This window comes from Streptomyces neyagawaensis, assembly GCF_023516595.1.
In the GTDB taxonomy this organism is placed as follows: domain Bacteria; phylum Actinomycetota; class Actinomycetes; order Streptomycetales; family Streptomycetaceae; genus Streptomyces; species Streptomyces neyagawaensis.
The window spans coordinates 18468-44233 of record NZ_JAMGBG010000029.1 but is presented as its reverse complement, the minus strand read 5'-3'; the positions used below and the strand labels follow the sequence as shown (position 1 = coordinate 44233).

Here is a 25766-nt window from a genome sequence, read left to right as displayed (position 1 = left end):
GTCGCCCTCACCGGTCCGCACGGGCCGACGGAGGAAGTGTTACGTATAACGTCCTCTGCCATACGTACCATGAGCGCGGACGACGAGTCCATACGCACGAGTCCCACGAAGGAGCACGCACACGGTGGCACGAGCAGGTACACGGCCCACGAGCCGTGACGTCGCCCAGGCCGCCGGTGTCTCCCAGGCCGCCGTCTCCCTCGTCCTCGGCGACAAATGGCGCGGCCGCGTCTCCGAGACCACCGCCGAACGCGTCCGCGAAGCCGCCCGCGAACTCGGCTACCGGCCCAACCTCGCCGCACGCAACCTCCGCCTCGGCCGCACCCGCACCGTCCTCCTCGTCGTCCCCGCCCTCACCACCGAGTTCTTCGGCGGCGTCTACACCGGAGCCGCCCGCGTCGCCGCCCGGCACGGCTTCGGCGTCGTCCTCTACCCCTCCCCCGAAGGCATCGGCCCCGCCCGCGACCCCTTCGCCTCCGCCCAGGCCGCCCTCGACGGCGTCATCGCCTCCTCCATGGCCGCCGACGCACTCACCGCCATCCGCGGCGACCAACTGCCCCTGGTGATGCTCGACAGCGACCCCAGGGGCAGCCACGGCGCCGTCACCGTCAACCTCGACATCGGGGACGGCGCACGACAGGTCGCCGACCACCTCCTCGCCCTGGGCCACCGACACTTCCTGCACCTCGCCGCCGACGTCCCCTCCTGGACCTTCGAGGTACGCGCCCAGGAACTCGCCACACGGGTCGCCACGGTCGCCGGAACCACCCTGCGGACGGTGACCGCACCCATCTCCATCGAGGGCGCCCTGGCCGCCACGGAAGCCGCGCTCACCGGGCCCGACGGCCCCCGGCCCACCGCACTCGTCTGCGACGACGACAAACTCGCCGCCGGCGCCTACAAGGCACTGCGCCGCCTCGGACTCCGGGTCCCCGACGACATCTCCGTCACCGGCGTCGACGACCTCGGCCTCGCCACCGCACTCGACCCCGAGCTCACGACCGTGCGCCTCGACGCCGAAACCTTCGGGGAACGCGGCATGGCCGCCCTCCTGGCGGTCCTGGAGGGCCGCACACCCCAGGAGGGAGACATCCCCGTGGAACTCGTCGTACGGGGCTCCACGGCCCGCGCACGGGCCTGAACACGCCATCGGGGTGAGCGGCACACCCTGAGCGGCACACCCCCTCCAACGCCGCGCGCCCCGGCCATGATCGGCCGGGGCGCACTACGGGCGGACTGACGCTGGACTGCCGGCCTACTCCTCCTCGGAGCTCTCGGCCTCCGTGGACGCGCCGTCCGTCTCCAGAAGACGGGCCAGCTGACGGCCGACGATGCGCTTGAACTTGCGCTGCTGCGGACGCGTACGGTCCAGAACCGCCACCTCCAGCCGCTCGGCGGGGATCTCCCGCTGCGTGCCGTTGGTGTCCCGCGACAGCGCCTGAACCGCCAGCTTCAGGGCCTCCGCCAAGGACATACCGTCCTGGTGACGCTGGTCCAGATAGCTGCTGATCTGCTCGGCGTTACCACCCACCGCCACCGAACCGTGCTCGTCGACGATCGAGCCGTCGTGCGGCAGACGGTAGATCTGATCGCCCTCGGGCGTCTCCCCCACCTCGGCCACGACCAGCTCCACCTCGTACGGCTTCTCGGCCGCCGAGGAGAAGATCGTGCCCAGCGTCTGGGCGTAGACGTTCGCGAGACCGCGAGCGGTCACATCGTCACGGTCGTAGGTGTACCCCCGCAGGTCGGCGTAGCGCACACCACCGATCCGCAGGTTCTCGTACTCGTTGTACTTGCCGGCGGCCGCGAAACCGATCCGGTCGTAGATCTCGCTGAACTTGTGCAGCGCACGGGACGGGTTCTCGCCGACGAACACGATGCCGTCGGCATACTGCAGCACGACCAGGCTGCGGCCACGGGCGATGCCCTTGCGGGCGTACTCCGCCCGGTCGGCCATGGCCTGCTGGGGTGAGACATAGAACGGCGTCGACACCGGTTATCCGTCCCTTTCTGTCGAAGTCACTGGATCACCTTGATAAGAGGGCCGTCTGCGCCGGACCGGCTAGAGCAGCGCGGCCCGCGGACCGTCGGGCTGCTCCAGACGCCGCTCCAGGATCGAGCGGGCGATCCCGGACGACTCCTCGTCGGTGAGCCGGCGGAAGCCGTCCTCGGTGATCACGGTGACGATCGGGTAGATCCGGCGGGCGACATCGGGACCACCGGTCGCCGAGTCGTCGTCAGCCGCGTCATACAGAGCCTGCACCACGAGCGTCGTGGCCTGCTCCTCGGTCAGATCCTCACGGAAGAGCTTCTTCATGGCACCGCGCGCGAAGATCGAGCCGGAACCCGTGGCCGCGTAACCGGACTCCTCGGAACGGCCACCCGTCACGTCGTAGGAGAAGATGCGGCCCTTCTCCCGGTCCACGTCGTAGCCCGCGAACAGCGGGACCACCGCCAGACCCTGCATCGCCATGCCGAGGTTGGAACGGATCATGGTCGACAGACGGTTCGCCTTGCCCTCCAGGGAGAGCTGCGCCCCCTCGACCTTCTCGAAGTGCTCCAGCTCCAGCTGGAACAGCTTGACCATCTCCACGGCCAGACCGGCCGTACCGGCGATTCCCACCGCCGAGTACTCGTCCGCGGGGAACACCTTCTCGATGTCCCGCTGCGCGATGATGTTCCCCATCGTGGCCCGTCGGTCGCCGGCGAGCACCACACCGCCGGGGAACGTCACGGCCACGATCGTCGTGCCGTGCGGGGCCTCGATCACGCCCTGGGTCGGCGGCAGCTGCCGCTTGCCGGGCAGCAGCTCCGGCTGGTGCTCCGACAGGAAGTCCATGAAGGACGACGACCCAGGCGTCAGGAAGGCAGCTGGTAGACGCCCGGTGCTACGAGTGTTGGCTTCCACGCGTTTCCTTCCACGTATGTCGCAGCCCGCCTCATGACGTCGGGCCGATCCTTGAACTGCCCCAGCGCCGCGTTGCAGCTGAAGCACAGTACGCCTCGGACCCTACCCGTCTGGTGGCAGTGATCCACATGCTCGGCCGGACCAGCGAGACAGATACAACAGATGCCGTGCTGCTCGGCCACCATGGCGTCCAACTCGGCTGGGGTGAGGCCGTACTTGCGCTTGAAGTAGCTGATCCGATTACGCTCCGCACGGCATTTCCGGCAGTAGCTCGCCCACCCATCGGACGCGGACTTGTTCGGCTCCCATTCGGAGTGCGGCTTGACCTGTTCGCACTGGGGGCATCGCTTGTGCCCACGAGGAACCGGCACCTTGGGCCGGACCTTTTTACCCTTGGCCTCCTGACGCTGCCGGTAGTACTCGGTCGAGCACTCCCGGCAGTACGCCTGAAGGCCGTCAGACATGGATTTGTTACTGGCGAACGCCACCCGCGGTAAGTACTCCTTGCACCGCGAACAGCGCCGCACCCCCGATTGCTCCTCCACCGAACGATTCCCACTTCACCTTCGAATCAAAGGTGAAGCTACTCTCCACCCTTCTGAACGAAGGACCTCACGAAATCCTCGGCGTTCTCTTCCAGGACATCGTCGATTTCATCCAGAACCGAGTCGACGTCGTCGCTCAGCTTCTCGTGTCGTTCCTTGAGGTCCTCGCCGGCCTGCGCCTCGGGCGCCTGCTCCTCGACCTCTTCGGTGGAACGGGTGGCCTTCTGCTGTCCGCCGCCGGTGTCCTTGGTCGCCATAACCCTCACCCCGCTCAGTTCGCCCGACATGGTCGGCAGGTCGGCTTTCCTGCCGATCGGTCATGATCAGACCCTACAAGCCCGATCTGACATTGGCCCCGTTGTTTCGACAACGTCCGGGAACCACCTCGATGATTCCCGGACAGCGCTGTTTCCACCCTGCCCGGCTGATCGGGTTCGAACCCCGGTTCAGCCGCCGGACAGGACCTTGACCAGGTCTTCTGCCGTGCGGCAGCGGTCCAGGAGCTCCTTGACGTGATTTCGCGTTCCGCGAAGGGGTTCGAGGGTTGGAACCCGCTGGAGCGAATCCCGGCCCGGAAGATCGAAGATCACGGAGTCCCAGGAGGCGGCCGCGACGTCGTCGGCGTACTGCTCCAGGCAGCGGCCACGGAAGTACGCGCGGGTGTCCTCCGGCGGCTTCGTACGGGCCCGCTCGACCTCCGTCTCGTCCAGGAGCCGCTTCATCCTGCCGCGGGCCACGAGACGGTTGTACAGGCCCTTGTCGGCCCGTACGTCGGCGTACTGGAGGTCGACCAGGTGGAGCCGGGCGGCGTCCCAGTCGAGGCCGTCACGGCGCCGGTAGCCCTCCATGAGTTCCCGCTTGGCGACCCAGTCGAGCTCTCCGGCCAGGCTCATGGGGTCGTTCTCCAGACGGTTCAGGGTGTCCTCCCAGCGGCTGAGGACGTCCTTGGTCTGGTCGTCGGCGTCCGCCCCGAACCGCTCCTCCACGTATTTGCGCGACAGCTCGTAGTACTCCATCTGGAGTTGCACGGCGGTCAGCGTGCGTCCGCTGCGGAGGGTGATCAGCCGTTGCAGCGTCGGGTCGTGGGAGACCTGGTGGAGGGTGCGTACGGGCTGGTCGACGGCGAGGTCCACGGCGATGAAGCCGTCCTCGATCATGGAGAGGACGAGGGCGGTGGTGCCCAGCTTCAGGTAGGTGGAGATCTCCGAGAGGTTCGCGTCGCCGATGATCACGTGGAGGCGGCGGTACTTCTCGGCGTCCGCGTGGGGTTCGTCGCGGGTGTTGATGATGGGGCGCTTGAGGGTGGTCTCCAGGCCGACCTCGACCTCGAAGTAGTCGGCGCGCTGGCTGAGCTGGAAGCCGTGTTCGTGGCCGTCCTGGCCGATGCCGACGCGCCCGGCGCCGGCGAAGACCTGGCGGGAGACGAAGAACGGCGTGAGGTGGCGCACGATGTCCGAGAAGGGGGTCTCCCGCTTCATCAGGTAGTTCTCGTGCGTGCCGTAGGAGGCGCCCTTGTTGTCGGTGTTGTTCTTGTAGAGGTGGATCGGCTGCGCGCCGGGGAGCTGGGCCGCCCGTTCGGCGGCTTCGGCCATGATCCGTTCGCCGGCCTTGTCCCAGAGGACGGCGTCCCGGGGGTTGGTGACCTCGGGGGCGCTGTATTCGGGGTGTGCGTGGTCGACGTAGAGGCGTGCGCCGTTGGTGAGGATGACGTTGGCCAGGCCGATGTCCTCGTCGGTGAGCTGGCTGGAGTCGGCGGCCTCACGGGCGAGGTCGAAGCCTCGCGCGTCCCTCAGCGGGTTCTCCTCCTCGAAGTCCCAGCGGGCCCGGCGGGCCCGGTGCATCGCCGCGGCGTAGGCGTTGACGATCTGGGACGAGGTGAGCATGGCATTGGCATTGGGGTGGCCGGGGACGGAGATCCCGTACTCCGTCTCGATGCCCATTACTCGCCGTACGGTCATGCGGCCCTCCTTGCCCGGCGGCGCCCTCGGTCGGGGACGCTGCTCAAGTACCGCTGGCGCTCCGGTGCGTGTGCGGTGCCCGTCCCCGCACTGCGCGACTCGGCGGTACGAACGAGCCTAGAACGGCTTCGCGCTGGTGGGGAGATCATTTGCGTCATTGACTGCTCCAGCCGTGACCCGAAAAACAGTCGGCTGCGGGTACCCACTGAGGGCACCCGCAGCCGCCCTGTCTTTTACAGGTACTGTCCGGTGTTCGCCACCGTGTCGATGGAGCGTCCGGTGTCGGCACCCTGCTTTCCGGTGATCAGGGTACGGATGTAGACGATCCGTTCGCCCTTCTTTCCGGAGATTCGGGCCCAGTCGTCCGGGTTGGTGGTGTTGGGCAGGTCCTCGTTCTCCTTGAACTCGTCCACGCAGGCCTGGAGGAGGTGGGAGACGCGGAGGCCCTTCTGGTTCTTTTCGAGGAAGTCCTTGATCGCCATCTTCTTGGCGCGGCCGACGATGTTCTCGATCATGGCGCCGCTGTTGAAGTCCTTGAAGTAGAGGACTTCCTTGTCTCCGTTGGCGTAGGTGACTTCCAGGAAGCGGTTCTCCTCGGATTCGGCGTACATGTGTTCCACTGCCGTCTGGATCATGCTCTGGACGGTGGTGGCCTTGCTGCCGCCGTGCTCGCCGAGGTCGTCGGAGTGCAGCGGGAGGCGCTCGGTGAGGTACTTGCCGAAGATGTCCTTGGCGGCCTCGGCGTCGGGACGCTCGATCTTGATCTTCACGTCGAGTCGGCCGGGGCGCAGGATGGCGGGGTCGATCATGTCCTCGCGGTTGGAGGCGCCGATCACGACCACGTTCTGCAGGCCTTCCACGCCGTCGATCTCGGCGAGCAGCTGGGGGACGATGGTGTTCTCCACGTCCGAGCTGACTCCGGATCCGCGGGTGCGGAAGAGGGATTCCATTTCGTCGAAGAAGACGATGACGGGGGTGCCCTCGCTGGCCTTCTCCCTCGCACGCTGGAAGACGAGGCGGATCTGCCGCTCGGTCTCGCCGACGTACTTGTTGAGGAGCTCGGGTCCCTTGATGTTGAGGAAGAAGCTCTTGCCCGCGGCCTGGCCGGTCACTTCGGCGACCTTCTTGGCCAGTGAGTTGGCCACGGCCTTGGCGATGAGCGTCTTGCCGCATCCGGGGGGCCCGTAGAGGAGGACGCCCTTGGGCGGCCTCAGCTCGTGCTCCTTGAAGAGGTCGGGGTAGAGGTACGGGAGCTCGACCGCGTCCCGGATGGCCTCGATCTGGCCGCCGAGGCCGCCGATCTGTTCGTAGCCGATGTCCGGGACCTCTTCGAGGACGAGTTCCTCGACCTCGCTCTTGGGGACGATCTCGTAGACATAGCCGGAGCGGGGTTCGAGCAGCAGGGCGTCGCCGGGGCGGATGGTGACGTCCAGCAGCGGCTCGGCGAGCCGTACCACCCGTTCCTCGTCGGTGTGCCCGAGCACCAGGGCGCGCTCGCCGTCCTCGAGGATCTCCTTGAGGGTGACGATGTCCCCGACGCGCTCGTACTCCATGGCTTCGACCACGTTGAGCGCCTCGTTGAGCATGACTTCCTGGCCGCGCCGGAGCTCTTCCAGGTCGACGCTCGGGCTGACGTTCACGCGGAGCTTTCGGCCTCCGGTGAAGATGTCGGCCGTGCCGTCCTCGTTCGCCGTGAGGAAGACACCGAAGCCGGCCGGGGGCTGTGCGAGCCGGTCGACTTCTTCCTTGAGGGCCACGATCTGGTCGCGGGCCTCACGGAGCGTGTTGGCGAGCCGCTCGTTCTGTGCGGACACGCCGGCCAGGTTGGTCTGCAGCTCGACGATCCGCTCTTCGAGAATCCTCGTGTGTCGCGGAGAGTCGGCGAGCTTGCGTCGCAGGACGGCGATCTCCTGCTCAAGGTAGGCAATCTGCCCGGCCGGGTCGTCGGACCCTCGTCCCGGGCGGATGCCGCGGTTCATGTCGTCGTCGTGGGCTGCCACGGTCCTCACCTCCTCCAAGGGGAGCTGGACGCTTCCAGACCCTACCTGGGTGGGTGTCGATTGAAACCCCTAGATCACAAAGACGGTCGGGGTGTGTCCGATCTTCACCCTTGCGCTCTCCCTCACGCCAGGGGAATACCCACGGAACATGATTCGGAAGCCGGTCCGGGTAGGGTCGAAGTGTTCAACACCCGTCAGGGCCTGCTTGGTTCCCGACCGTGGCGAGAGGAATGGCAGGAGAGATGTCCGTGCGACAGGAGTCCGGGACCGTGGGCGAGGCGCTCGAGGTCTGGATCGACCAGGACCTGTGCACCGGTGACGGTATTTGCGCCCAGTACGCGCCCGAGGTGTTCGAGCTGGACATCGACGGGCTGGCGTATGTGAAGAGCGTGGACGACGAGTTGCTGCAGGCTCCGGGGGCGACGGCACCGGTTCCGCTGCCGCTTCTGACGGACGTGGTGGACTCGGCGAAGGAGTGTCCGGGCGAGTGCATCCACGTACGTCGGGTTTCGGACAGGGTCGAGGTGTACGGCCCGGACGCGGAGTGACCGGGCGGCCACTCCGCGCCATGCCGTGTCAGCTTTCTCACACCGGGTTTGCCGGGTGATCACATCCCGTTGGGCGGGGTGTCACACGCTTTGGGTGCCTGCGGGTGTCGAGCGTACGAACGCCCCGTTCCTCCACTGCCATTCGACGTCGTCGGTGACGTCGGGGCAGCAATTGGGCACGTTGCGCGAGGAGTAGCCGTGCAGGGTGGCCGTGACGGCTCCGTCACGGACGGCGAAGTCGGTGACGGTGATGCGGTCCTTGGGGGCGACGAGGGTGGCCACGACGCGGGGCCGTGCGGCGTCGGTGGAGCGGGTGAGCACGTAGACGGCGTCGGGCGGGGTGCCCATAGCGGCGTCGCAGTGGACGACGGCCACGGTCTCGGGGCGGCTGTCACCGTCGAGGTCTGCGGAGGCCTGCTCCTTGATGACGACGTCGACGGGGCCGCAGTCCAGGGGCAGGTCGACGTCGGCCGGGTCGGGGGCGGCGACCGCCACGGGGGCGGGCTTGGGCCCGGGGCCGGGCTGGGCGGCTCTCGCCGCGTCCGGTTGGAGGGCCGACGACAGGGCCACGACTCCGGCGAGGGCGGTGGCCGTGGCGAGCCAGTGGATCGGGCGGGTGTGCGCGTGTGCCAGTTCCGGGACCGCGGGCTGCTGCACTAGGAGCGTCTCCTGGGAGGGCTGTGGCGGTTGGGATGCCCGCATGGTGCCACACGTCACAGCCGGGTGGAACGGCGGGGTGCGGGGTTCGCGGGGCTCTCCGGTGGCGTGTCAACGCGAGAGCGCCGTGGCCGAGTTCCCGGGCTCTGCGGGGAACTCGGCCACGGCAAGGGTGGGTTGCCGGTGGGGTCAGCGGGCGCTGCCGCCGTCGGCGTTGGGGCCGGCGTAGTCCTCGCCGTAGGCACCCTTGGCGGGGCGGCGGCGGCGCATGGGGGGCTCGACGCCGTCGGCGAGGCGGCGGGCGGTGAGCAGGAAGCCGGTGTGGCCGATCATGCGGTGGTCCGGGCGGACGGCGAGGCCCTCGATGTGCCAGTTGCGGATCATCGTCTCCCAGGCGGTCGGCTCGTTGAAGCAGCCGATCTCGCGGATGGACTCGACGGTCCGGGCGAGCTGGGTGGTGGTGGCGACGTAGCAGCAGAGGATGCCGCCGGGGACGAGTGCCTTGGAGACGGCCTCCAGGCATTCCCAGGGGGCGAGCATGTCGAGGATGACGCGGTCGACGTCGGTGTCGGACAGGTTGTCCTGGAGGTCGCCGACGGTGAGCTGCCAGGCGGGGTGGGGGCCGCCGAAGTAGCGTTCCACGTTCTGCTGGGCGATCTCGGCGAAGTCCGCGCGGCGCTCGTACGAGTGGAGCATGCCCTGGTCGCCGATGGCGCGCAGCAGGAAGCTGCTGAGCGAGCCGGAGCCGACGCCGGCCTCCACGACACGCGCGCCGGGGAAGATGTCGGCGAAGGCGAGGATCTGCCCCGCGTCCTTGGGGTAGACCACGGCGGCGCCGCGGGGCATGGACAGGACGTAGTCGGGGAGCAGGGGGCGCAGCGCGAGGTAGGCGACGTTACCGGTGGTGCGGACAACGCTGCCCTCGGGTGCGCCGATCAGCTCGTCGTGCGGGAAGGAACCCTTGTGGGTGTGGAAGTTCTTTCCCTCTTCGAGCGTGAACGTGTAGTGGCGGCCCTTGGGGTCGGTCAGCTGAACCTGGTCCCCGACCTTGAAGGGCCCGCGTCGGCGGGCGGCACCGGTCGGTTCGGACATGTGACCAGCCTACCGGTCCCCGGAGGGGCCGGAGACCATGGCTGTGCCCGGGTGGTGGAGGGGGTCGTGCGGGTCAGGAGGGCCTGGCCATGGCCTTGACGAAGGCGCGTTCCACGTCGGCGGCGGAGAGGACGCCGTAGATCTCGCCGGTCTCCTCGACGACGAGGTATTCGGTGGCGGGGGTGGCGCGGAGGGCGTCGAGGAGTTCTTCTCCGGCGAGTTCCGCGGAGACGCGCATGCCGTCGGTGAGGTCCTGGGCGAGGCCGCTGACGACGACCCAGGGGCGGCGGTGTTCGGGGACGCCGACGATGGCGGCCTCGCGGACGAGGGAGAGGGGTTCGCCGTCGGCGTCGACGACGACGAGAGCGCGGGCGCCGGCGTCGTTGGCGCGGCGGAGGGCTTCGGAGAGGGGGGTGTCGGTCTCGACGGGGACGGCGCGGCGGGTGAGGGCGCGGGCGCGTAGTTCGGGGAGGTGTTCGCGCAGGCGGGCCATGCGGAGGCTGTTGCCGGCGCCGGTCCAGATGATGGCGGCGAGGATCGCGGCGAGCAGCGCGTCGAGGACGGTGTCCATGCCGACGCTGTCGGTGGCTTCGGCGCCGAGGAGGCCCGACTGGGTGAGCCAGGGCAGTCCGATGAGGACGGAGAGGGCGAGGGCGCGGCCGACCCAGGCGGCGGCGACGGTACCGCTCATGGGCTTGCCGGTGATCTTCCAGACGACGGCGCGGAGCATGCGGCCGCCGTCGAGGGGGAGGCCGGGGAGGAGGTTGAAGGCGGCGACGATGAGGTTGGAGATCATCAGGCCGGCCAGCAGGACGCCGGGGACGGTGCCGGGTTCGACGGCGAGGAGGGCGAGGTAGAAGACGCCGGCGAGGATCAGGGAGAGGAGGGGGCCGACGAAGGCGAGGACGAATTCGCGGCCGGGGGTCTCGGACTCCTTCTCGATCTCGGAGACACCGCCGAAGAACTGGAGCTGGATGCGGCGTACGGGGAGTTTGAAGCGGAGCGCGGCGATGGTGTGGGCGAGTTCGTGGACGAGGACGGAGGCGTAGAAGGCGACCGCGAAGAAGAGGGAGACGAGGTAGCGCAGGGCACCGAGTTCGGGCAGGACGCGGTCGAGTTGGCCGCCGAAGACCCAGGTGATGAGGGCGGCGACGAGGAACCAGCTGGGCGCGACGTACACGGGGACGCCGAAGGGCCGCCCCATGAGGATGCCGCCCCCGGGCTCCTTGGGCCGCTCGGGGGGCTTGGGTCCGCCGCCGTGTGCGTAGGGCCGAGGGGTACTGGCGGTGTCCTCGGAGCCGGCGGAGGGGCCGGCGGAGGACTCGGCCGAGGGGTCCTTGCGGAGAGAGGCGGGGCCGTCCGACGAGTGGGGCACGTCGGGCCGCTGAGGGCTCTCGGAGGAGGGAGTGTCTGCGGCTCGCGGGTGGTCCTCCGGAAGGAGGGTGTCCGCGGGCTGCCGGGGGCCGTCGGCCGGGCGGGGTTCCTCGGACGGCTGCGTGTCCGCTGAGGGCGAGGGGTGCCCGGAGGGCTGCGCGTCGGCGGATGGCTGCTGGGCGTCGGCGGGCGACTGGGGGTTCTCGGGAGCGGTCGGCTCACCGGGCTCCTCCGTGCCTCCGGCGGGCTCCGGCGTCCGGGCGGGCTCCGGCGTCCGGGCGGCCTCGGTGGCGCCCTGCTTCTCGGCTCCCCCGGCGGCCTTCGCGTCCGCCCCGGACTCGTCCGTGAGGTCCGAGGGTTCGATGCCCTCGGCGCCCTCGGTGCCCTCCGTGGTCTGCGGGTCTCGACGGGGGGCGGGGGTGCCCTCGGGTGTCGGTTCGACAGGGTTGGTGGGGGCGAGGTCGGCGGTGTGGGTGGTCTCGCCGTCCGTGTGTTCGGTCGCGTCGTCGTTGCCCGACCGCGGCTGCCCGCTCCCGCCGCTCGTCTCCACGATGTCCCCTCGTTCGAAGCGTCTTCCGCGCCTGTGTCCAGTGGCGGAAGGGTCTGTGGTCGATGCTATGCGGTCGCCGTCATGGGTTCCGCCCCGGCACCCCCTCAGTTTTCCCCGCGTCGCAGCAGGCACACGGCCCTGTCCGTGGGCGGGGGCGGTCCGGGTACGTGCGGGCGGGTCGGCGTCCGTCGCCTGCGGCCCCGTGGCGGTCACTGTCAGTGGTGGGCCGTATGGTCTGTCGTCATGGAAACCAGCACCGACGGCTCCGGCGCCGACACCGCCCCCTCCGGCGCGGTGGACGGCACCGGCGAAGAGGGCGCGCGCCCTGCGCGGGAGGCGGCGCCCCCGGCCTCGTTGTCGCCCTCGCGGGCCAGTGACTTCATGCAGTGTCCGCTGCTGTACCGGTTCCGGGTGATCGACCGGCTGCCGGAGAAGCCGAGCGAGGCGGCGACGCGGGGCACGCTGGTGCACGCGGTGCTTGAGCGGCTGTTCGACGCGCCGGCGGCGGAGCGGACGGCGCCGAAGGCCAAGTCGCTGGTGCCGGCGCAGTGGGACCGGCTGCGGGAGTCGCGGCCGGAGGTCGTCGAACTGTTCGCGGACGACCCGGAGGGCGAGCGGCTCGCGGGGTGGCTGGCGGAGGCCGAGCGGCTGGTGGAGCGCTGGTTCACGCTGGAGGACCCGACCCGGTTGGAGCCGGTCGAGCGGGAGTTGTTCGTGGAGGCGGAGCTGGATTCGGGGCTCAGGCTGCGCGGGATCATCGACCGGGTGGACGTGGCGCCCACGGGTGAGGTGCGGATCGTCGACTACAAGACGGGGAAGGCGCCGCGGCCCGAGTACGCGGAGGGCGCGCTGTTCCAGATGAAGTTCTACGCGCTGGTGGTGTGGCGGCTGAAGCGGGTGGTGCCGCGTCGGCTGCAGCTGGTGTACCTGGGCAGTGGCGATGTGCTGACGTACGACCCGGTGATGGCGGATCTGGAGCGGGTGGAGCGCAAGCTGCTCGCGCTGTGGGAGGCGATCCGGCTGGCGACGGAGACGGGTGAGTGGCGGCCGCGGCCGACGAAGCTGTGCGGCTGGTGCGACCACCAGGCGGTGTGCCCGGAATTCGGGGGTACTCCCCCGCCGTATCCCTTGCAGGTGAGGTCGCCGGAGTCTCCCGCTGACACGCAGGGCAGAATGGGCCCGGACTAGCGAAGGAGATTTTCGTGGCCATCCGCGTCCTACTGGTCGACGACCAGCCGCTACTGCGTACCGGTTTCCGGATGATTCTGGAGGCGGAGCAGGATCTCGCGGTCGTCGGGGAGGCCGGAGACGGCCTGCAGGCGCTCGACCAGGTGCGGGCGTTGCAGCCCGATGTGGTTCTGATGGACATTCGTATGCCCCGCATGGACGGGGTGGAGGCGACCCGTCAGATCACCGGTCCCGGGCGGGACGGTCCGGCGAAGGTGCTGGTGCTGACCACGTTCGATCTGGACGAGTACGTGGTGGAGGCGTTGCGGGCGGGGGCCAGCGGGTTCCTGTTGAAGGACGCGCCCGCGCATGAGCTGGTGCAGGCGATCCGGGTGGTCGCGGGCGGTGAGGCGATGCTGGCGCCGAGCATCACGCGCCGGCTCCTCGACAAGTACGCGGAGCATCTGCCGTCGGGGGACGAGCCGGTGCCGGACACCCTGCACACGCTGACCGACCGTGAGGTCGAGGTGCTGAAGCTGGTGGCGCGGGGGCTGTCGAACGCGGAGATCGCGGCCGATCTGTTCGTCAGCGAGACGACGGTGAAGACGCATGTGGGGCATGTGCTCACCAAGTTGGGGCTGCGGGACCGGGTGCAGGCGGCGGTGTACGCGTACGAGAGCGGGCTGGTGCGTCCCGGAGCGCAGTAGCGGACGCGGGGTCGACGACGCGCCGAGGGCGCCCTCTTCGTGGTGAAGGGGGCGCCCTCGGGTGTTGACGGGGGGCGTCGACGGCTGGTGCGCCGTCGACGGCTGATGGGCCGTCAGGAGATGGGCCGTCAGTCCTTGCTGATCTCCCAGAAGCGGAACACGGTGGAGGCGTCGAGGCAGTACTCGAGACCGTAGACGTTCTGGCGGATGACGGCGTACTGCTTGGCCTGCCAGACGGGGAGGAGGGGGACCTCCTCGGCGACGAGGTTCTGCAGTTCGGCGTATTCCTGCTCGGTGGCGGAGCGGTCGCTCTGGGCGGCCGTGCTCGGCAGGAGATCACCGGTGATGGTCTTGTTGGTGTAGTTGTTGTCGAGGACGTTGCCCTTGCCGAAGAAGGGGCTGGTGAAGTTGTCGGGGTCCGGGTAGTCCGGGACCCAGCCCTTGACGTAGAGGCCGTACTTGCCGGCGGCTATGTCCTTCTCGTACTGGGTGAACGGGACGGACTTGACCTTGGCGTCGAACAGGCCGGAGTCGTTGAGCTGCTTGGCGATGGCCTCGAGCTCCTGGTCGGTGGAGGGGCCGTAGCGGGACGGCGTGGACCAGAGGGTGAGTTCGACCTTGTCGGTGATGCCGTCGGCGCGCAGGGCGGCCTCGGCCTTGGCCTTCGAGGGGCGGGCGCCGTAGGTGTCGAAGAAGGCGGTGTTGTGGCCGGTGATGCCCGCCGGGATGATCGAGTACAGCGGGGTGGCGGTGCCCTGGTAGACCTCGTCGACGAGGGCCTCGCGGTCGAGGAGGTGGGCGATGGCGCGGCGGACGCCGATCTTGCCGGTGACCGGGTCGTTCATGTTGAAGACCAGGTGCTGGACCTCGGCTCCGGTGCCGTCGACGAGTTCGACGCCGCTGGCGGTGGAGGTGTCGGTCTCGATGTCGGAGATGGCTCCGGCGCTGAGGCCGCGGAAGGCGACGTCGACCTCGCCCTCCAGGAGGGCCTTCTTCAAGGCGTCCTGCTTGCCGTGGAAGAACTTGAGGGTGATGCCCTCGTTGTCGACTTCGGCGGGGCCCTTGTAGTTGTCGTTGACGGCGAAGACGGCCTCGTCCTTGCCGAAGGACTCCAGCTTGTAGGGGCCGGAGCCGACCGCTTCGCCGTCCTTGCGGAGGCCGTCGGCGTCGTAGGAGCTCTCGTCGACGATGGCGCCGGCGCCGGAGGCGATCTTGCTGGGGAAGGTGGCGTCGGCGTACTTCAGGTTGAAGCGGACGGTGGTGTCGTCCGGTGTCTCGACGTTGTCGAGCATGGGGAACATGATCGCCGGGCCGGCGTCGTCGTTGATCTTCAGCATGCGGTCGAAGGAGAACTTGACGTCCTTCGCGGTGAGGTCCTCACCGTTGCTGAACTTGAGGCCCTTCTTCAGGGTGCACTCGTAGACGGTGGTCCTGGAGTCGGCGAAGGAGCACTCGTCGGCGAGGTCCGGCTCGGGCTCGGTGGCGCCGTTGGGGAAGCTCAGCAGCGACTGGAAGACGTTGTTGAAGAGGAGCCAGGAACCCGGGTCGTAGCCGGAGGCGGGGTCGGTGGCCAGGACGTCGTCGGACATCCCCAGCACCACGTTGGAGCCGGAGTCCCCGGTCCCCCCGGATTCGGAGCCGCAGCCGGTCAGCAGGCCGGCGGCCAGCCCTGTCGCGATGGTCAGGACGGACCACTGGGTGCGCATGTTCACGTGTGAGTGCCTTGTGTCGTCGTCGGGTGTCGGGACGCGCCGGGCTCCCCCGGGTGTCGGCGCGCGTGGTGAAGAGTGACGGTCAGTCGCCGATGCCGCGGCCGAGCTGCCACAGCTGGAGCGTGGAGGCGGAGTTGAGGGCGTACTCGGCGCCGGTGACGTCGTCGCGGGCGGCGACGTACTGGTTGCCCTGCCACAGCGGGAGGATCGGAACGTCGTCGGCGACGATGTCCTGGATGCCGGTGAGGCTCTCGGAGGCCGTGAGCCGGTCGGCCTCGCGGCGGGACTCGGGGATCAGCTTGCTGCGGATCTCGCTGTTGTCGTACGGCGAGTTGAGGAAGTTGTCCTTGTCGAGGAAGGGCGCGAGGTAGTTGTCGGCGTCCGGGAAGTCCGGGAACCAGCCCATGCCGTAGAGGGCGTACTCGCCCTTCTGTTCGGCGGGGCGGAACGTGGACCAGGGGGCGCCCTTGAGGGTGACGTCGAACAGGCCGCTGTCTTCGAGCTGCTTCTTCAGGACCTCGAACTCGGTCTTCGTGGCGGCGCCGTAGTGGTCGGTCGTGTAGTGCAGGGTCAGCTTGACCGGCGTGGTGATGCCGGCCCGCTTCAGCATCTCGGTGGCCTTGGAGACGCTGGGCTCGCCGTACTTGTTGAAGAACGAGTTGGAGTGGCCGGTGATCCCCGCCGGGACGATCGAGAAGAGGGGCTCGGACTGGGAGCCGTAGACCTTGGAGACGAGTGCGCCGCGGTCGATGATCTGGGCGACGGCCCGGCGGACGGCGGTGCTCTTGACCGGGGCCGCGTCGGTGTTGAAGGCGAGGTAGCGGATCTCCAGGCCGGAGGACTCGACGAGGTCGATGTTCTTGTCCTCGGACTTGGCGTACTTGTCGATCTGCGCCGGCGTCATGGTCCGGGTCATCAGGTCGATGTCGCCGTTCTCGAGGGCGCTGCCCATGGCGTCGGGGTCGGCGAAGGAACGCAGTTCGACCTGGTCGTTCTTCGGGTCCAAGTGGCCCCGGTAGTGGGGGTTCTTGGTGAAGACGGCCTTGACGAGTTCGTTGTTCTCGACCTCGGCGTCCAGGGTGTAGGGGCCGGAGCCGTCGACCTTGAAGCCGTCGCGGAGCTTGTCCTTGTCGTAGTCGGCGGGGTTGACGATGCCGGCGACGGGGGTGGACAGCTTGTACGGGAGGGTGGCGTCGGGGCCGTTGAGGTGGAAGATGACCTGCTTGTCGCCCTTGGTCTCGACGAGGTCGATGGTGGACAGCAGGGCGAAGACACCGCTGTCGGCCTTGATGGAGCGGGCGCGGTCGATGGAGAACTTGACGTCCTCGGCGGTGATCGGGCTGCCGTCGGCGAACTTGAGGCCGTCGCGCAGGGTGCAGACGTAGCGCTCGCTGCCGGTGTCGGTGAAGCCGCAGCGGGAGGCGGCCTCGGGCTCCGGTTCGCCGTCGCCGCTGGGCTGGACGAGGAGGGTCTGGACGGTCTGGCGGAGGATGTTCCAGGTGCCGACGTCGTAGGCGTAGGCCGGGTCGATCGGGGCCGGGGCCTCCTTCGAGGCGGTGAACCGGTCGGTGGTGCCGACGACGATCGCGTCGCCGTCGCTGCTCGCGCCGTCGGTGGCGCCGCAGGCGGCGATCACCGGGGCGAGCAGGCCGAGGACGGCCGGCAGCACCAGGGTCTTGCGGTTCATGCTCGAGTTTCTCCAGAGCTCAATTCCGGGGCGGGTGCCTGCGGGGTGGTGCGGGCGGGTCCCGGGCGGTACGGCGATGTTTCCGCGTCGAGATTAGCCCGCCCCGTGTAAGGCGCCCGCGCGCACCGGAGTTGAGTTCCCCTCACGCTGTGGAGCCGGGTGTGGACGCACGGATGAGGGCGTCGGCGGAATGTTTGGTGCACCCTGCACCAATCGGGACACATGGGCGCGTCAATCGCCCCTGAAAGCGGGGTTTGGACGTGCCGGACCCGGCCGCGGGGGCCGGGTCCGAGTGGTAAACGTCACAGGCTGAAGGGGCTTCCCGATGGCGGGAATTAGGTTTTTCCCGGCCGGAATTCCGGGCGCCTGACACGGGGAGCCCGCTAATGATCTTGGGCTTTTATTGCGCTTTCAATTGTTCACGCTGGGTGCATGAGCGGACCCATTTCCGTCGCCGTCAGAGCGTGATCAGGCCGTGCAGGAATGGCAGGTCGACCTCTTCCAACGAGGTCACGACGGTACGCCGGGCGGCGGGGGCGATGGGGGCCACGGAGGGCACGGCGACGACGTGGCAGCCCGCCGCCTCGGCGGCCGCGACACCGGTCGCGGTGTCCTCGATGACCGCGCACCGGCCCGGTTCCGCGCCCAGCCCGGCGGCCGCCAGGAGGTAGGGGTCGGGGAAGGGCTTGGTGCGGGTCACCTCGTCGCCGGCGACGGTCAGGGCGAAGTGCTGAGGGCCGAGGGTGGTCAGGACGCGGTCGATGATGCGCCGGTGGGAGGCGGAGACCAGGGCGGTGGGGACGCCGTGCGCGGCGAGTTCGCCGAGGAGTCTCGCCGCACCGGGCATCAGCGGCAGGGCGTGTCCGATCCGGGCCTCGAAGCCGTCGTTGAGCAGCACGGACAGGTCGGCGAGGGTGATGTCGGCGCCGGTGGCCTCGATCAGGAAGCCCGCGCTGCGGCTCATGGGGCCGCCGACCACGACATGGCGCCAGGACTCGTCGAGGGTGTGGCCGAGGGAGCGGAAGACCTCGACCTCCACGTCCCACCAGAAACCCTCGGTGTCCACCAGGGTTCCGTCCATGTCGAGGAGCACGGCCTGCAGGGCGGAGCCTTCGGCCGTCCGGGTTCCTAGCGCGGGGATCGTCGTGGTCATCCGGCGCACCTCCTTGTGGGACGAGCAGGCCGGTTCCCGGGTGGGGAACCGGCCTGCGGTGGACCGACCAGTGTACGACGCCGCGCGACGAAACACCTTTCGTCCGGGTCGCCGCAGGGGCGCGGCGGTGTTCGGTGGCCCTGGGCCGTGTCCGGGAGGTCCCGCCTGCCCCGCGACGCCTGGCACGACCTATCGCGCGTTGAAGTACTTCGCCTCGGGGTGGTGGATCACGATGGCGTCGGTGGACTGCTCGGGGTGGAGCTGGAACTCCTCCGAGAGCTGGACGCCGATGCGCTCGGGCTCCAGGAGCTCGGCGATCTTGGCGCGGTCCTCCAGGTCGGGGCAGGCGCCGTAGCCCAGGGAGAAGCGGGCGCCCCGGTACTTGAGGTCGAACATGTCCTCGATGGCCGCCGGGTCCTCCCCGCCGAAGCCGAGCTCGGCGCGGACCCGGGCGTGCCAGTACTCGGCGAGCGCCTCGGCCAACTGCACGGACAGGCCGTGGAGTTCGAGGTAGTCGCGGTAGGCGTTGGCCTCAAAGAGCTTGGCGGTCTCCTCGCCGATGCGGGAGCCGACGGTGACGACCTGAAGGCCGACGACGTCGGTCTCGCCGGACTCCTCCGGGCGGAAGAAGTCGGCGAGGCACAGGCGGCGGCCGCGGCGCTGGCGGGGGAAGGAGAAACGGGTGCGTTCATTGCCGGCGTCGTCGAGGATGATGAGGTCGTCGTCCTTGGAGACGCAAGGGAAGTAGCCGTGGACGACGGCCGCTTCGAGGAGGTTGTCGGTCTGGAGGCGGTCCAGCAGACCGCGCAGCCGGGGCCGGCCCTCGGTCTCCACGAGCTCCTCGTAGCTGGGGCCGTCGCCGGTCCGGGCCTGCTTGAGTCCCCACTGGCCCTTGAAGAGGGCCCCCTCGTCCAGCCAGGTCGCGTACTCCTTGAGCTGGATGCCCTTGCTGACGCGGGTGCCCCAGAACGGCGGGGTGGGCACGGGGTTGTCGGTGGCGACGTCGGAGCGGACGTGGCCCTCCTCGGGGCGCTCCTCGACGGTCGTGGCGGCGGCGCGGACCCGGCGCTGCCTCAGTTCGGGCAGCTTGGCGCCGGGGACGCCGCGCTTGACGCCGATGAGGGCGTCCATCAGGCGCAGACCCTCGAAGGCGTCGCGGGCGTAGCGGACCTCGCCCTCGTAGATCTCGTGCAGGTCCTGCTCGACGTAGGCGCGGGTGAGGGCGGCGCCGCCGAGGATGACGGGGTAGTTCGCGGCGAGGCCCCGCTGGTTCAGCTCCTCCAGGTTCTCCTTCATGATCACCGTGGACTTGACCAGGAGCCCGGACATGCCGATGACGTCGGCGCGGTGCTCCTGGGCGGCGTCGAGGATCGCGGAGACCGGCTGCTTGATGCCGAGGTTGACGACGTTGTAGCCGTTGTTGGACAGGATGATGTCGACGAGATTCTTGCCGATGTCGTGGACGTCGCCGCGGACGGTGGCGAGGACGATGGTGCCCTTGCCCGCCTCCTCGCCGTCGGCGCTCTTCTCCATGTGGGGTTCGAGGTGGGCGACGGCGGCCTTCATGACCTCGGCGGACTGCAGGACGAACGGCAGCTGCATCTGGCCGGAGCCGAAGAGTTCACCGACGACCTTCATGCCGTCGAGGAGGGTGTCGTTGACGATGTCGAGGGCCGGGCGGGTCTGAAGTGCCTCGTCGAGGTCGGCCTCCAGGCCGTTGCGTTCGCCGTCGATGATGCGGCGCTTGAGGCGCTCCTCCAGCGGCAGGGCGGCCAGTTCCTCGGCCTTGCCCGCCTTCAGGGACTTCGCGGTGGCACCCTCGAAGAGCTCCATGAGCTTCTGGAGGGGGTCGTAGCCCTCGGCGCGGCGGTCGTAGATGAGGTCGAGGGCGGTCTGCACCTGCTCCTCGTCGAAGCGGGCGATGGGCAGGATCTTGCTGGCGTGCACGATCGCCGAGTCGAGGCCGGCCTTGACGCACTCGTCGAGGAAGACCGAGTTGAGGAGGATGCGGGCGGCCGGGTTGAGGCCGAAGGAGATGTTGGACAGGCCGAGGGTGGTCTGGACGTCCGGGTGGCGGCGCTTGAGTTCACGGATCGCCTCGATGGTGGCGATGCCGTCCCCCCGGGACTCCTCCTGACCGGTACAGATGGTGAAGGTCAGGGTGTCGATGAGGATGTCCGACTCGTGGATGCCCCAGTTGCCGGTGAGGTCGTCGATGAGCCGTTCGGCGATCTCGACCTTCTTCTGCGGGGTGCGGGCCTGGCCCTCCTCGTCGATGGTGAGGGCGATCAGCGCGGCGCCGTGCTCCTGGGCCAGACGGGTGACCTTCGCGAAGCGGGACTCGGGGCCGTCGCCGTCCTCGTAGTTGACGGAGTTGATGACCGCGCGGCCGCCGAGCTTCTCGAGGCCCGCCTGGATGACGTCGACCTCGGTGGAGTCGAGGACGATGGGCAGGGTGGAGGCGGTGGCGAAGCGGCCGGCGAGTTCGGCCATGTCGGCGACGCCGTCGCGGCCCACGTAGTCGACGCACAGGTCGAGCATGTGGGCGCCCTCGCGGATCTGGTCGCGGGCCATCTCCACACAGTCGTCCCAGCGGCCCTCCAACATGGCCTCGCGGAACTTCTTCGAGCCGTTGGCGTTGGTGCGCTCACCGATGGCCAGGTACGAGGTGTCCTGGCGGAACGGGACGGTCTGGTAGAGGGAGGCGGCGCCGGGCTCGGGGCGGGGGCGGCGCTCGGCCGGGGTGAGGTCGCGGACGCGTTCGACGACCTGGCGCAGGTGCTCGGGGGTGGTGCCGCAGCAGCCGCCGATGAGGGAGAGGCCGTACTCGCGGACGAAGTTCTCCTGGGCGGTGGCCAGCTCGGGTGCGGTCAGCGGGTAGTGGGCGCCGTCCTTGGTGAGCACGGGCAGACCGGCGTTGGGCATGCAGGAGAGCCGGACGCGGGAGTGCCGCGAGAGGTAGCGCAGGTGTTCGCTCATCTCGGCGGGGCCGGTGGCGCAGTTCAGGCCGATCATGTCGATGCCCAGCGGCTCCAGCGCGGTCAGCGCGGCGCCGATCTCGGAGCCGAGGAGCATCGTGCCGGTGGTCTCGACGGTGACCGACACGATCAGCGGGACGTCGTAGCCGGCGGTGGCCATGGCGCGGCGGGCGGCGAGGACGGACGCCTTGGTCTGGAGGAGGTCCTGGGTGGTCTCCACGAGCAGGGCGTCGGCGCCGCCGGCGAGGAGGCCCTCGGCGTTCTGCTGGTAGGCGTCGCGGATGGCGGTGAACGTGGTGTGGCCGAGGGTGGGGAGCTTGGTGCCGGGGCCGATCGAGCCGAGGACCCAGCGCTGCCGGCCGTCGCGCGCGGTGAACTCGTCGGCGGTCTCGCGGGCGATGCGGGCGCCGGCCTCGGACAGCTCGGCGGTGCGCTCGGGGATGTCGTACTCGCCGAGGGCGGTGAGGTTCGCGCCGAACGTGTTGGTCTCGACGCAGTCGACGCCCGCCTCGAAGTAGGCGGCGTGCACCGAGCGGACGATGTCGGGGCGGGTGACGTTCAGGACCTCGTTGCAGCCCTCCAGCTGCTGGAAGTCGTCCAGGGTGGGGTCCTGGGCCTGGAGCATGGTGCCCATCGCGCCGTCGGCGACAACCACACGGGTCGCGAGGGCCTCGCGCAGGGCGTCGGAACGGGCCCGTCCTGCGGCGGCGGACGAAAGGGACGGATTCGGCGACGAGGCCATGAAGGTGCTCCCTGGAGTGCGACGGCTGTCGGCTTTGCGTCTTCCCACGGAAGGCGCACGCCGTCAGGGTAGCCCGGAGCGCCGGGCGAGGTCAGGGGCGTCCACGGGGCGGACCGGCGTGGCGTGAGCGGTCGAGTGCGGTTTACTCCCTCGACGGACGAACGGCGACACCGCTCGGACACCTGGTGTCCACGGGATGCGCACCGGACGGACACCGGACCGGCACCGGAAGGGCGCCGCTCGGGCCCGTTCGGCCGAAAAGGTGCTGCCGGCCATTAGCGAGAGGTCGGCAACGACCGGTAGTGTTCGACATTGCCGAACGTTGGAAGTTCATGTGCGGGCGGCGGTCGAAGGGGACGGAGGCAGGACGGCGATGGCACGGAACATCCAGTCGCTCGAACGGGCGGCCGCGATGCTGCGGCTGCTCGCGGGCGGCGAGCGACGACTCGGCCTGTCGGACATCGCCTCGTCGCTGGGCCTCGCCAAAGGCACCGCCCACGGCATACTGCGCACCCTCCAGCAGGAGGGCTTCGTCGAGCAGGACGACGCATCCGGGCGCTACCAACTGGGCGCCGAGCTGCTGCGCCTGGGCACCACCTACCTCGACGTGCACGAGCTGCGGGCGCGGGCGCTGGTGTGGACGGACGACCTGGCCCGCTCCAGCGGCGAGAGCGTCCACCTGGGGGTGCTGCACCAGCAGGGCGTGCTGATCGTGCACCACGTCTTCCGGCCCGACGACAGCCGGCAGGTGCTGGAGATAGGGGCCATGCAGCCCCTGCACTCCACGGCCCTCGGCAAGGTCCTCGCGGCCTACGACCCGGTGGCGCACAGCGAGGTCCTGGAGACCGACCGCAAGCCGTTCACGGAGCGGACCGTGTGCGAACTGGACGACTTCGAGGGCGTCCTGGACCTCACCCGTGCCCGCGGGTACGCGGCGGACGTCGAGGAGACCTGGGAGGGCGTCGCCTCGATCGCGGCCCCCATCCACGACCGGCGGCGCATGCCCGTCGGCGCGGTCGGCATCACGGGCGCCGTGGAGCGGCTGCGCCGGGACGGCGAGCTGCGGTCCGAGCTGATCGCGGCGGTGCGGGACTGCGCGCGTGCCGTCTCGCGCGACCTGGGCGCCGCCCGCTTCTGACGCCGCGCCCCACCGCCGCCGTGCGCGTGCCGTGCGGCGGCCGCCGATCCTTCGAGGGCCGGGACACCGAGAGTGTCCCGGCCCTCGCCGTACGCGGTCGTGGCGGTCTCGGTGTGCGCGCCCATAGCAGCCGACGCGCGATCGATCAGGCAGTTCGATCAATAACGATCGGGTTTTCGATAACAGGACCCTTGACGAGCCACTCACGCCACAGCAAGACTCCCGTCCATCGGTCGGCATTGTCGAACACCTACCGGCAATACGCGCTAGAGTGTGACAACGCCAAGGGCCGGTACTGCTCTCACCCCCGAGGGCGCGGACCCCCGGAATGGGACCCGGGGTTCGCCTTCCCCTGGACGAAGGACAAAGGAGTCGCGGGTGTCCAGCTCCGACATCTTCATCGGCGAGACCATCGGTACCGCCATACTCATCCTGCTCGGCGGTGGCGTCTGTGCCGCCGTCACACTGAAGGCCTCCAAGGCCCGTAACGCCGGTTGGCTCGCCATCACCTTCGGGTGGGGTTTTGCCGTTCTGACGGCCGTCTACACCTCCGCGCCGCTCTCCGGCGCCCATCTGAACCCGGCCGTGACCCTCGCGCTCGCGCTGAAGGACAACGGCATCGAGTGGAGCCAGGTCCCCACCTACTGGGGCGGGCAGCTGCTCGGCGCGATGATCGGTGCCGCTCTGGTCTGGGTCGCCTACTACGGCCAGTTCCACGCCCACCTCACCGACAAGGAGATCGTCGGCGGTCCGGGCGCGGAGACCACCAAGGCGAAGGCCGTCGAGGCCCGTGAGACCGGTGCCGGTCCGGTGCTCGGCATCTTCTCCACCGGTCCCGAGATCCGCAACGCGGTGCAGAACGTCGCCACCGAGGTCATCGGCACCATCGTGCTGGTCCTCGCGGTCCTCACCCAGGGCCTCAACGACAGCGGCAAGGGCCTCGGCACCCTCGGCGCCCTGATCACCTCGCTCGTCGTGGTCTCGATCGGTCTGTCCCTCGGCGGTCCGACCGGTTACGCGATCAACCCGGCCCGTGACCTCGGTCCGCGCATCGTGCACGCCCTTCTGCCCCTGCCCAACAAGGGCGGCTCCGACTGGAGCTACGCCTGGGTCCCGGTGATCGGTCCGCTGGTCGGCGCCGCCATCGCCGCGGGCATCTACAACGTCGCGTTCGCCTAAGAGCCGCCTACGAGCGACGAGCCGCAGATGTCACCCGACTCCCGGCACGCGCCGTACGTACCGCCCTTCGACCAGTTGACTTTCAGGAGCACACCGTGACCGACGCCCACACCGCCGGCCCGTTCATCGCCGCCATCGACCAGGGCACCACCTCCAGCCGCTGCATCGTCTTCGACCGGGACGGCCGTATCGTCTCCGTCGACCAGAAGGAGCACGAGCAGATCTTCCCGAAGCCGGGCTGGGTCGAGCACAACGCCAACGAGATCTGGACCAACGTCCAGGAAGTCGTCGCCGGAGCCATCCAGAAGGCCGGCATCACCCGCGACGACATCAAGGCCATCGGCATCACCAACCAGCGCGAGACCACGCTGCTCTGGGACAAGAACACCGGCGAGCCCGTCCACAACGCCATCGTCTGGCAGGACACCCGTACCGACGCCCTGTGCAAGGAACTCGGCCGCAACGTCGGGCAGGACCGTTTCCGCCGTGAGACCGGTCTGCCGCTGGCCTCGTACTTCGCCGGTCCGAAGGCCCGCTGGCTGCTGGACAACGTCGAGGGCCTGCGGGAGCGCGCCGAGGCCGGCGACATCCTTTTCGGCACCATGGACACCTGGGTCATCTGGAACCTCACCGGTGGTGTCAACGGCGGCAAGCACTACACCGACGTCACCAACGCCTCCCGCACCATGCTGATGAACCTCCACACCCTGGAGTGGGACGACAAGATCGCCGAGTCCATCGGCGTGCCGCTGTCGATGCTCCCGGAGATCCGCTCCTCCGCCGAGGTCTACGGTGAGGTCACCGGCGGCAGACTGGGCGACCTGCTCGGCGGCATCCCGGTCGCCTCGGCGCTCGGCGACCAGCAGGCGGCCCTGTTCGGCCAGACCTGTTTCTCCGAGGGTGAGGCCAAGTCCACCTACGGCACCGGCACGTTCATGCTGATGAACACCGGCGAGAAGATCATCAACTCGTACTCGGGTCTGCTGACCACCGTCGGCTACCGCATCGGCGACCAGGCCCCGGTGTACGCGCTGGAGGGCTCCATCGCCGTCACCGGTTCACTGGTGCAGTGGATGCGCGACCAGATGGGGCTCATCTCCACCGCCGCCGAGATCGAGACGCTCGCGCTCTCGGTCGAGGACAACGGCGGCGCGTACTTCGTGCCGGCCTTCTCCGGTCTGTTCGCCCCGTACTGGCGCTCCGACGCCCGCGGTGTGATCGCCGGTCTCACCCGGTACGTCACCAAGGCGCACCTCGCGCGCGCCGTCCTGGAGGCCACCGCCTGGCAGACCCGTGAGATCACGGACGCCATGACCAAGGACTCGGGCGTCGAGCTCGCGGCCCTCAAGGTCGACGGCGGCATGACCTCCAACAACCTGCTGATGCAGACCCTCTCGGACTTCCTGGACGCTCCCGTGGTGCGCCCGATGGTCGCCGAGACGACCTGCCTCGGCGCCGCCTACGCCGCCGGTCTCGCCGTCGGCTTCTGGACCAGCACCGACGACCTGCGCGCCAACTGGCGGCGGGCCGCCGAGTGGACCCCCCGCATGGACGCGGACACCCGCGACCGTGAGTACAAGAGCTGGCTCAAGGCCGTCGAGCGGACCATGGGCTGGCTCGAGGACGAGAGCTGAGCCGGGGCCCGAAGCCTCCGTACCGGCTCTGATGAGG

General features: G+C 69.3%; 20 protein-coding genes. 7 read left to right on the top strand and 13 right to left on the bottom strand.

Annotated elements, in window-relative coordinates:
• Positions 1–124: 124 nt before the first annotated feature.
• The gene (locus M8J73_RS15165; RefSeq protein ID WP_249828718.1) at positions 125–1141 is read left to right on the top strand and encodes a LacI family DNA-binding transcriptional regulator; all 1017 of its coding nucleotides are present in this window, start codon (positions 125–127) and stop codon (positions 1139–1141) included.
• Positions 1142–1255: 114 nt separating this feature from the next.
• Here M8J73_RS15165 and prcA read toward each other — a convergent pair whose 3' ends face one another.
• The 6 genes from prcA to arc form a co-directional block, all read right to left on the bottom strand.
• On the bottom strand, positions 1256–1993 hold the full coding sequence (gene prcA, locus M8J73_RS15160; RefSeq protein WP_055540797.1) for a proteasome subunit alpha: 738 nt from the start codon (positions 1991–1993) through the stop codon (positions 1256–1258).
• Between the two features lie 69 nt (positions 1994–2062).
• On the bottom strand, positions 2063–2908 hold the full coding sequence (gene prcB / locus M8J73_RS15155) for a proteasome subunit beta (protein WP_055540796.1): 846 nt from the start codon (positions 2906–2908) through the stop codon (positions 2063–2065).
• Positions 2860–3396 carry an endonuclease VII domain-containing protein gene (locus tag M8J73_RS15150; RefSeq protein ID WP_372503948.1) on the bottom strand — a complete coding sequence of 179 codons (537 nt, stop codon included), beginning with the start codon at positions 3394–3396 and terminating at the stop codon, positions 2860–2862. The genes prcB and M8J73_RS15150 overlap by 49 nt, the downstream gene beginning before the upstream one ends.
• Before the next feature lie 95 nt (positions 3397–3491).
• On the bottom strand, positions 3492–3710 hold the full coding sequence (locus M8J73_RS15145; protein ID WP_055540795.1) for a ubiquitin-like protein Pup: 219 nt from the start codon (positions 3708–3710) through the stop codon (positions 3492–3494).
• Positions 3711–3899: 189 nt separating this feature from the next.
• Positions 3900–5411, bottom strand: a complete 1512-nt coding sequence (dop, locus tag M8J73_RS15140) for a depupylase/deamidase Dop (RefSeq protein ID WP_338060032.1) — start codon at positions 5409–5411, stop codon at positions 3900–3902.
• Between the two features lie 233 nt (positions 5412–5644).
• Positions 5645–7411 carry a proteasome ATPase gene (gene arc, locus M8J73_RS15135; RefSeq protein WP_055521104.1) on the bottom strand — a complete coding sequence of 589 codons (1767 nt, stop codon included), beginning with the start codon at positions 7409–7411 and terminating at the stop codon, positions 5645–5647.
• Between the two features lie 242 nt (positions 7412–7653).
• Between arc and M8J73_RS15130 the strand changes: the two genes are divergently transcribed.
• Complete coding sequence (locus M8J73_RS15130; protein ID WP_055540793.1) at positions 7654–7959, top strand: ferredoxin; 306 nt, start codon at positions 7654–7656, stop codon at positions 7957–7959.
• Between the two features lie 81 nt (positions 7960–8040).
• On the opposite strand, the gene M8J73_RS15125 is transcribed toward M8J73_RS15130, so the two are convergent.
• From M8J73_RS15125 to M8J73_RS15115, 3 genes are all read right to left on the bottom strand, one after another.
• Positions 8041–8616: a hypothetical protein gene (locus M8J73_RS15125; protein WP_249828717.1), complete on the bottom strand. Its 576-nt coding sequence runs from the start codon at positions 8614–8616 to the stop codon at positions 8041–8043.
• A gap of 189 nt (positions 8617–8805) precedes the next feature.
• Positions 8806–9708 carry a tRNA (adenine-N1)-methyltransferase gene (locus M8J73_RS15120; RefSeq protein WP_055537862.1) on the bottom strand — a complete coding sequence of 301 codons (903 nt, stop codon included), beginning with the start codon at positions 9706–9708 and terminating at the stop codon, positions 8806–8808.
• A 73-nt stretch (positions 9709–9781) separates the two neighbouring features.
• The gene (locus M8J73_RS15115) at positions 9782–11632 is read right to left on the bottom strand and encodes a site-2 protease family protein (protein WP_249828716.1); all 1851 of its coding nucleotides are present in this window, start codon (positions 11630–11632) and stop codon (positions 9782–9784) included.
• 243 nt (positions 11633–11875) lie between these two features.
• Here M8J73_RS15115 and M8J73_RS15110 point away from each other — a divergent pair, with 243 nt between their 5' ends.
• Together M8J73_RS15110 and M8J73_RS15105 are read left to right on the top strand one after the other, a co-directional pair.
• Positions 11876–12820, top strand: coding sequence for a RecB family exonuclease (locus tag M8J73_RS15110; RefSeq protein WP_249828715.1), 945 nt, complete (start codon positions 11876–11878; stop codon positions 12818–12820).
• Positions 12821–12834: 14 nt separating this feature from the next.
• Positions 12835–13506, top strand: coding sequence for a response regulator (locus tag M8J73_RS15105; RefSeq protein ID WP_055523022.1), 672 nt, complete (start codon positions 12835–12837; stop codon positions 13504–13506).
• 128 nt (positions 13507–13634) lie between these two features.
• Here M8J73_RS15105 and M8J73_RS15100 read toward each other — a convergent pair whose 3' ends face one another.
• The 4 genes from M8J73_RS15100 to metH form a co-directional block, all read right to left on the bottom strand.
• Complete coding sequence (locus M8J73_RS15100) at positions 13635–15218, bottom strand: ABC transporter substrate-binding protein (RefSeq protein WP_055543181.1); 1584 nt, start codon at positions 15216–15218, stop codon at positions 13635–13637.
• An 82-nt stretch (positions 15219–15300) separates the two neighbouring features.
• Positions 15301–16905 (bottom strand): ABC transporter substrate-binding protein, encoded by a 1605-nt coding sequence (locus M8J73_RS15095; protein ID WP_249828714.1) that lies wholly within the window; start codon positions 16903–16905, stop codon positions 15301–15303.
• Positions 16906–17362: 457 nt separating this feature from the next.
• The gene (locus M8J73_RS15090; RefSeq protein ID WP_249828713.1) at positions 17363–18058 is read right to left on the bottom strand and encodes an HAD family hydrolase; all 696 of its coding nucleotides are present in this window, start codon (positions 18056–18058) and stop codon (positions 17363–17365) included.
• A 189-nt stretch (positions 18059–18247) separates the two neighbouring features.
• Positions 18248–21778, bottom strand: a complete 3531-nt coding sequence (gene metH, locus M8J73_RS15085) for a methionine synthase (RefSeq protein WP_249828712.1) — start codon at positions 21776–21778, stop codon at positions 18248–18250.
• Between the two features lie 373 nt (positions 21779–22151).
• Between metH and M8J73_RS15080 the strand changes: the two genes are divergently transcribed.
• The 3 genes from M8J73_RS15080 to glpK all read left to right on the top strand — a co-directional run bounded on the left by M8J73_RS15080 (position 22152) and on the right by glpK (position 25729).
• Positions 22152–22916, top strand: coding sequence for an IclR family transcriptional regulator (locus M8J73_RS15080; protein WP_055539898.1), 765 nt, complete (start codon positions 22152–22154; stop codon positions 22914–22916).
• A 378-nt stretch (positions 22917–23294) separates the two neighbouring features.
• Positions 23295–24095 (top strand): MIP/aquaporin family protein, encoded by an 801-nt coding sequence (locus tag M8J73_RS15075; RefSeq protein ID WP_055539899.1) that lies wholly within the window; start codon positions 23295–23297, stop codon positions 24093–24095.
• Positions 24096–24190: 95 nt separating this feature from the next.
• The gene (glpK, locus tag M8J73_RS15070) at positions 24191–25729 is read left to right on the top strand and encodes a glycerol kinase GlpK (RefSeq protein ID WP_055539900.1); all 1539 of its coding nucleotides are present in this window, start codon (positions 24191–24193) and stop codon (positions 25727–25729) included.
• Positions 25730–25766: the final 37 nt, after the last annotated feature.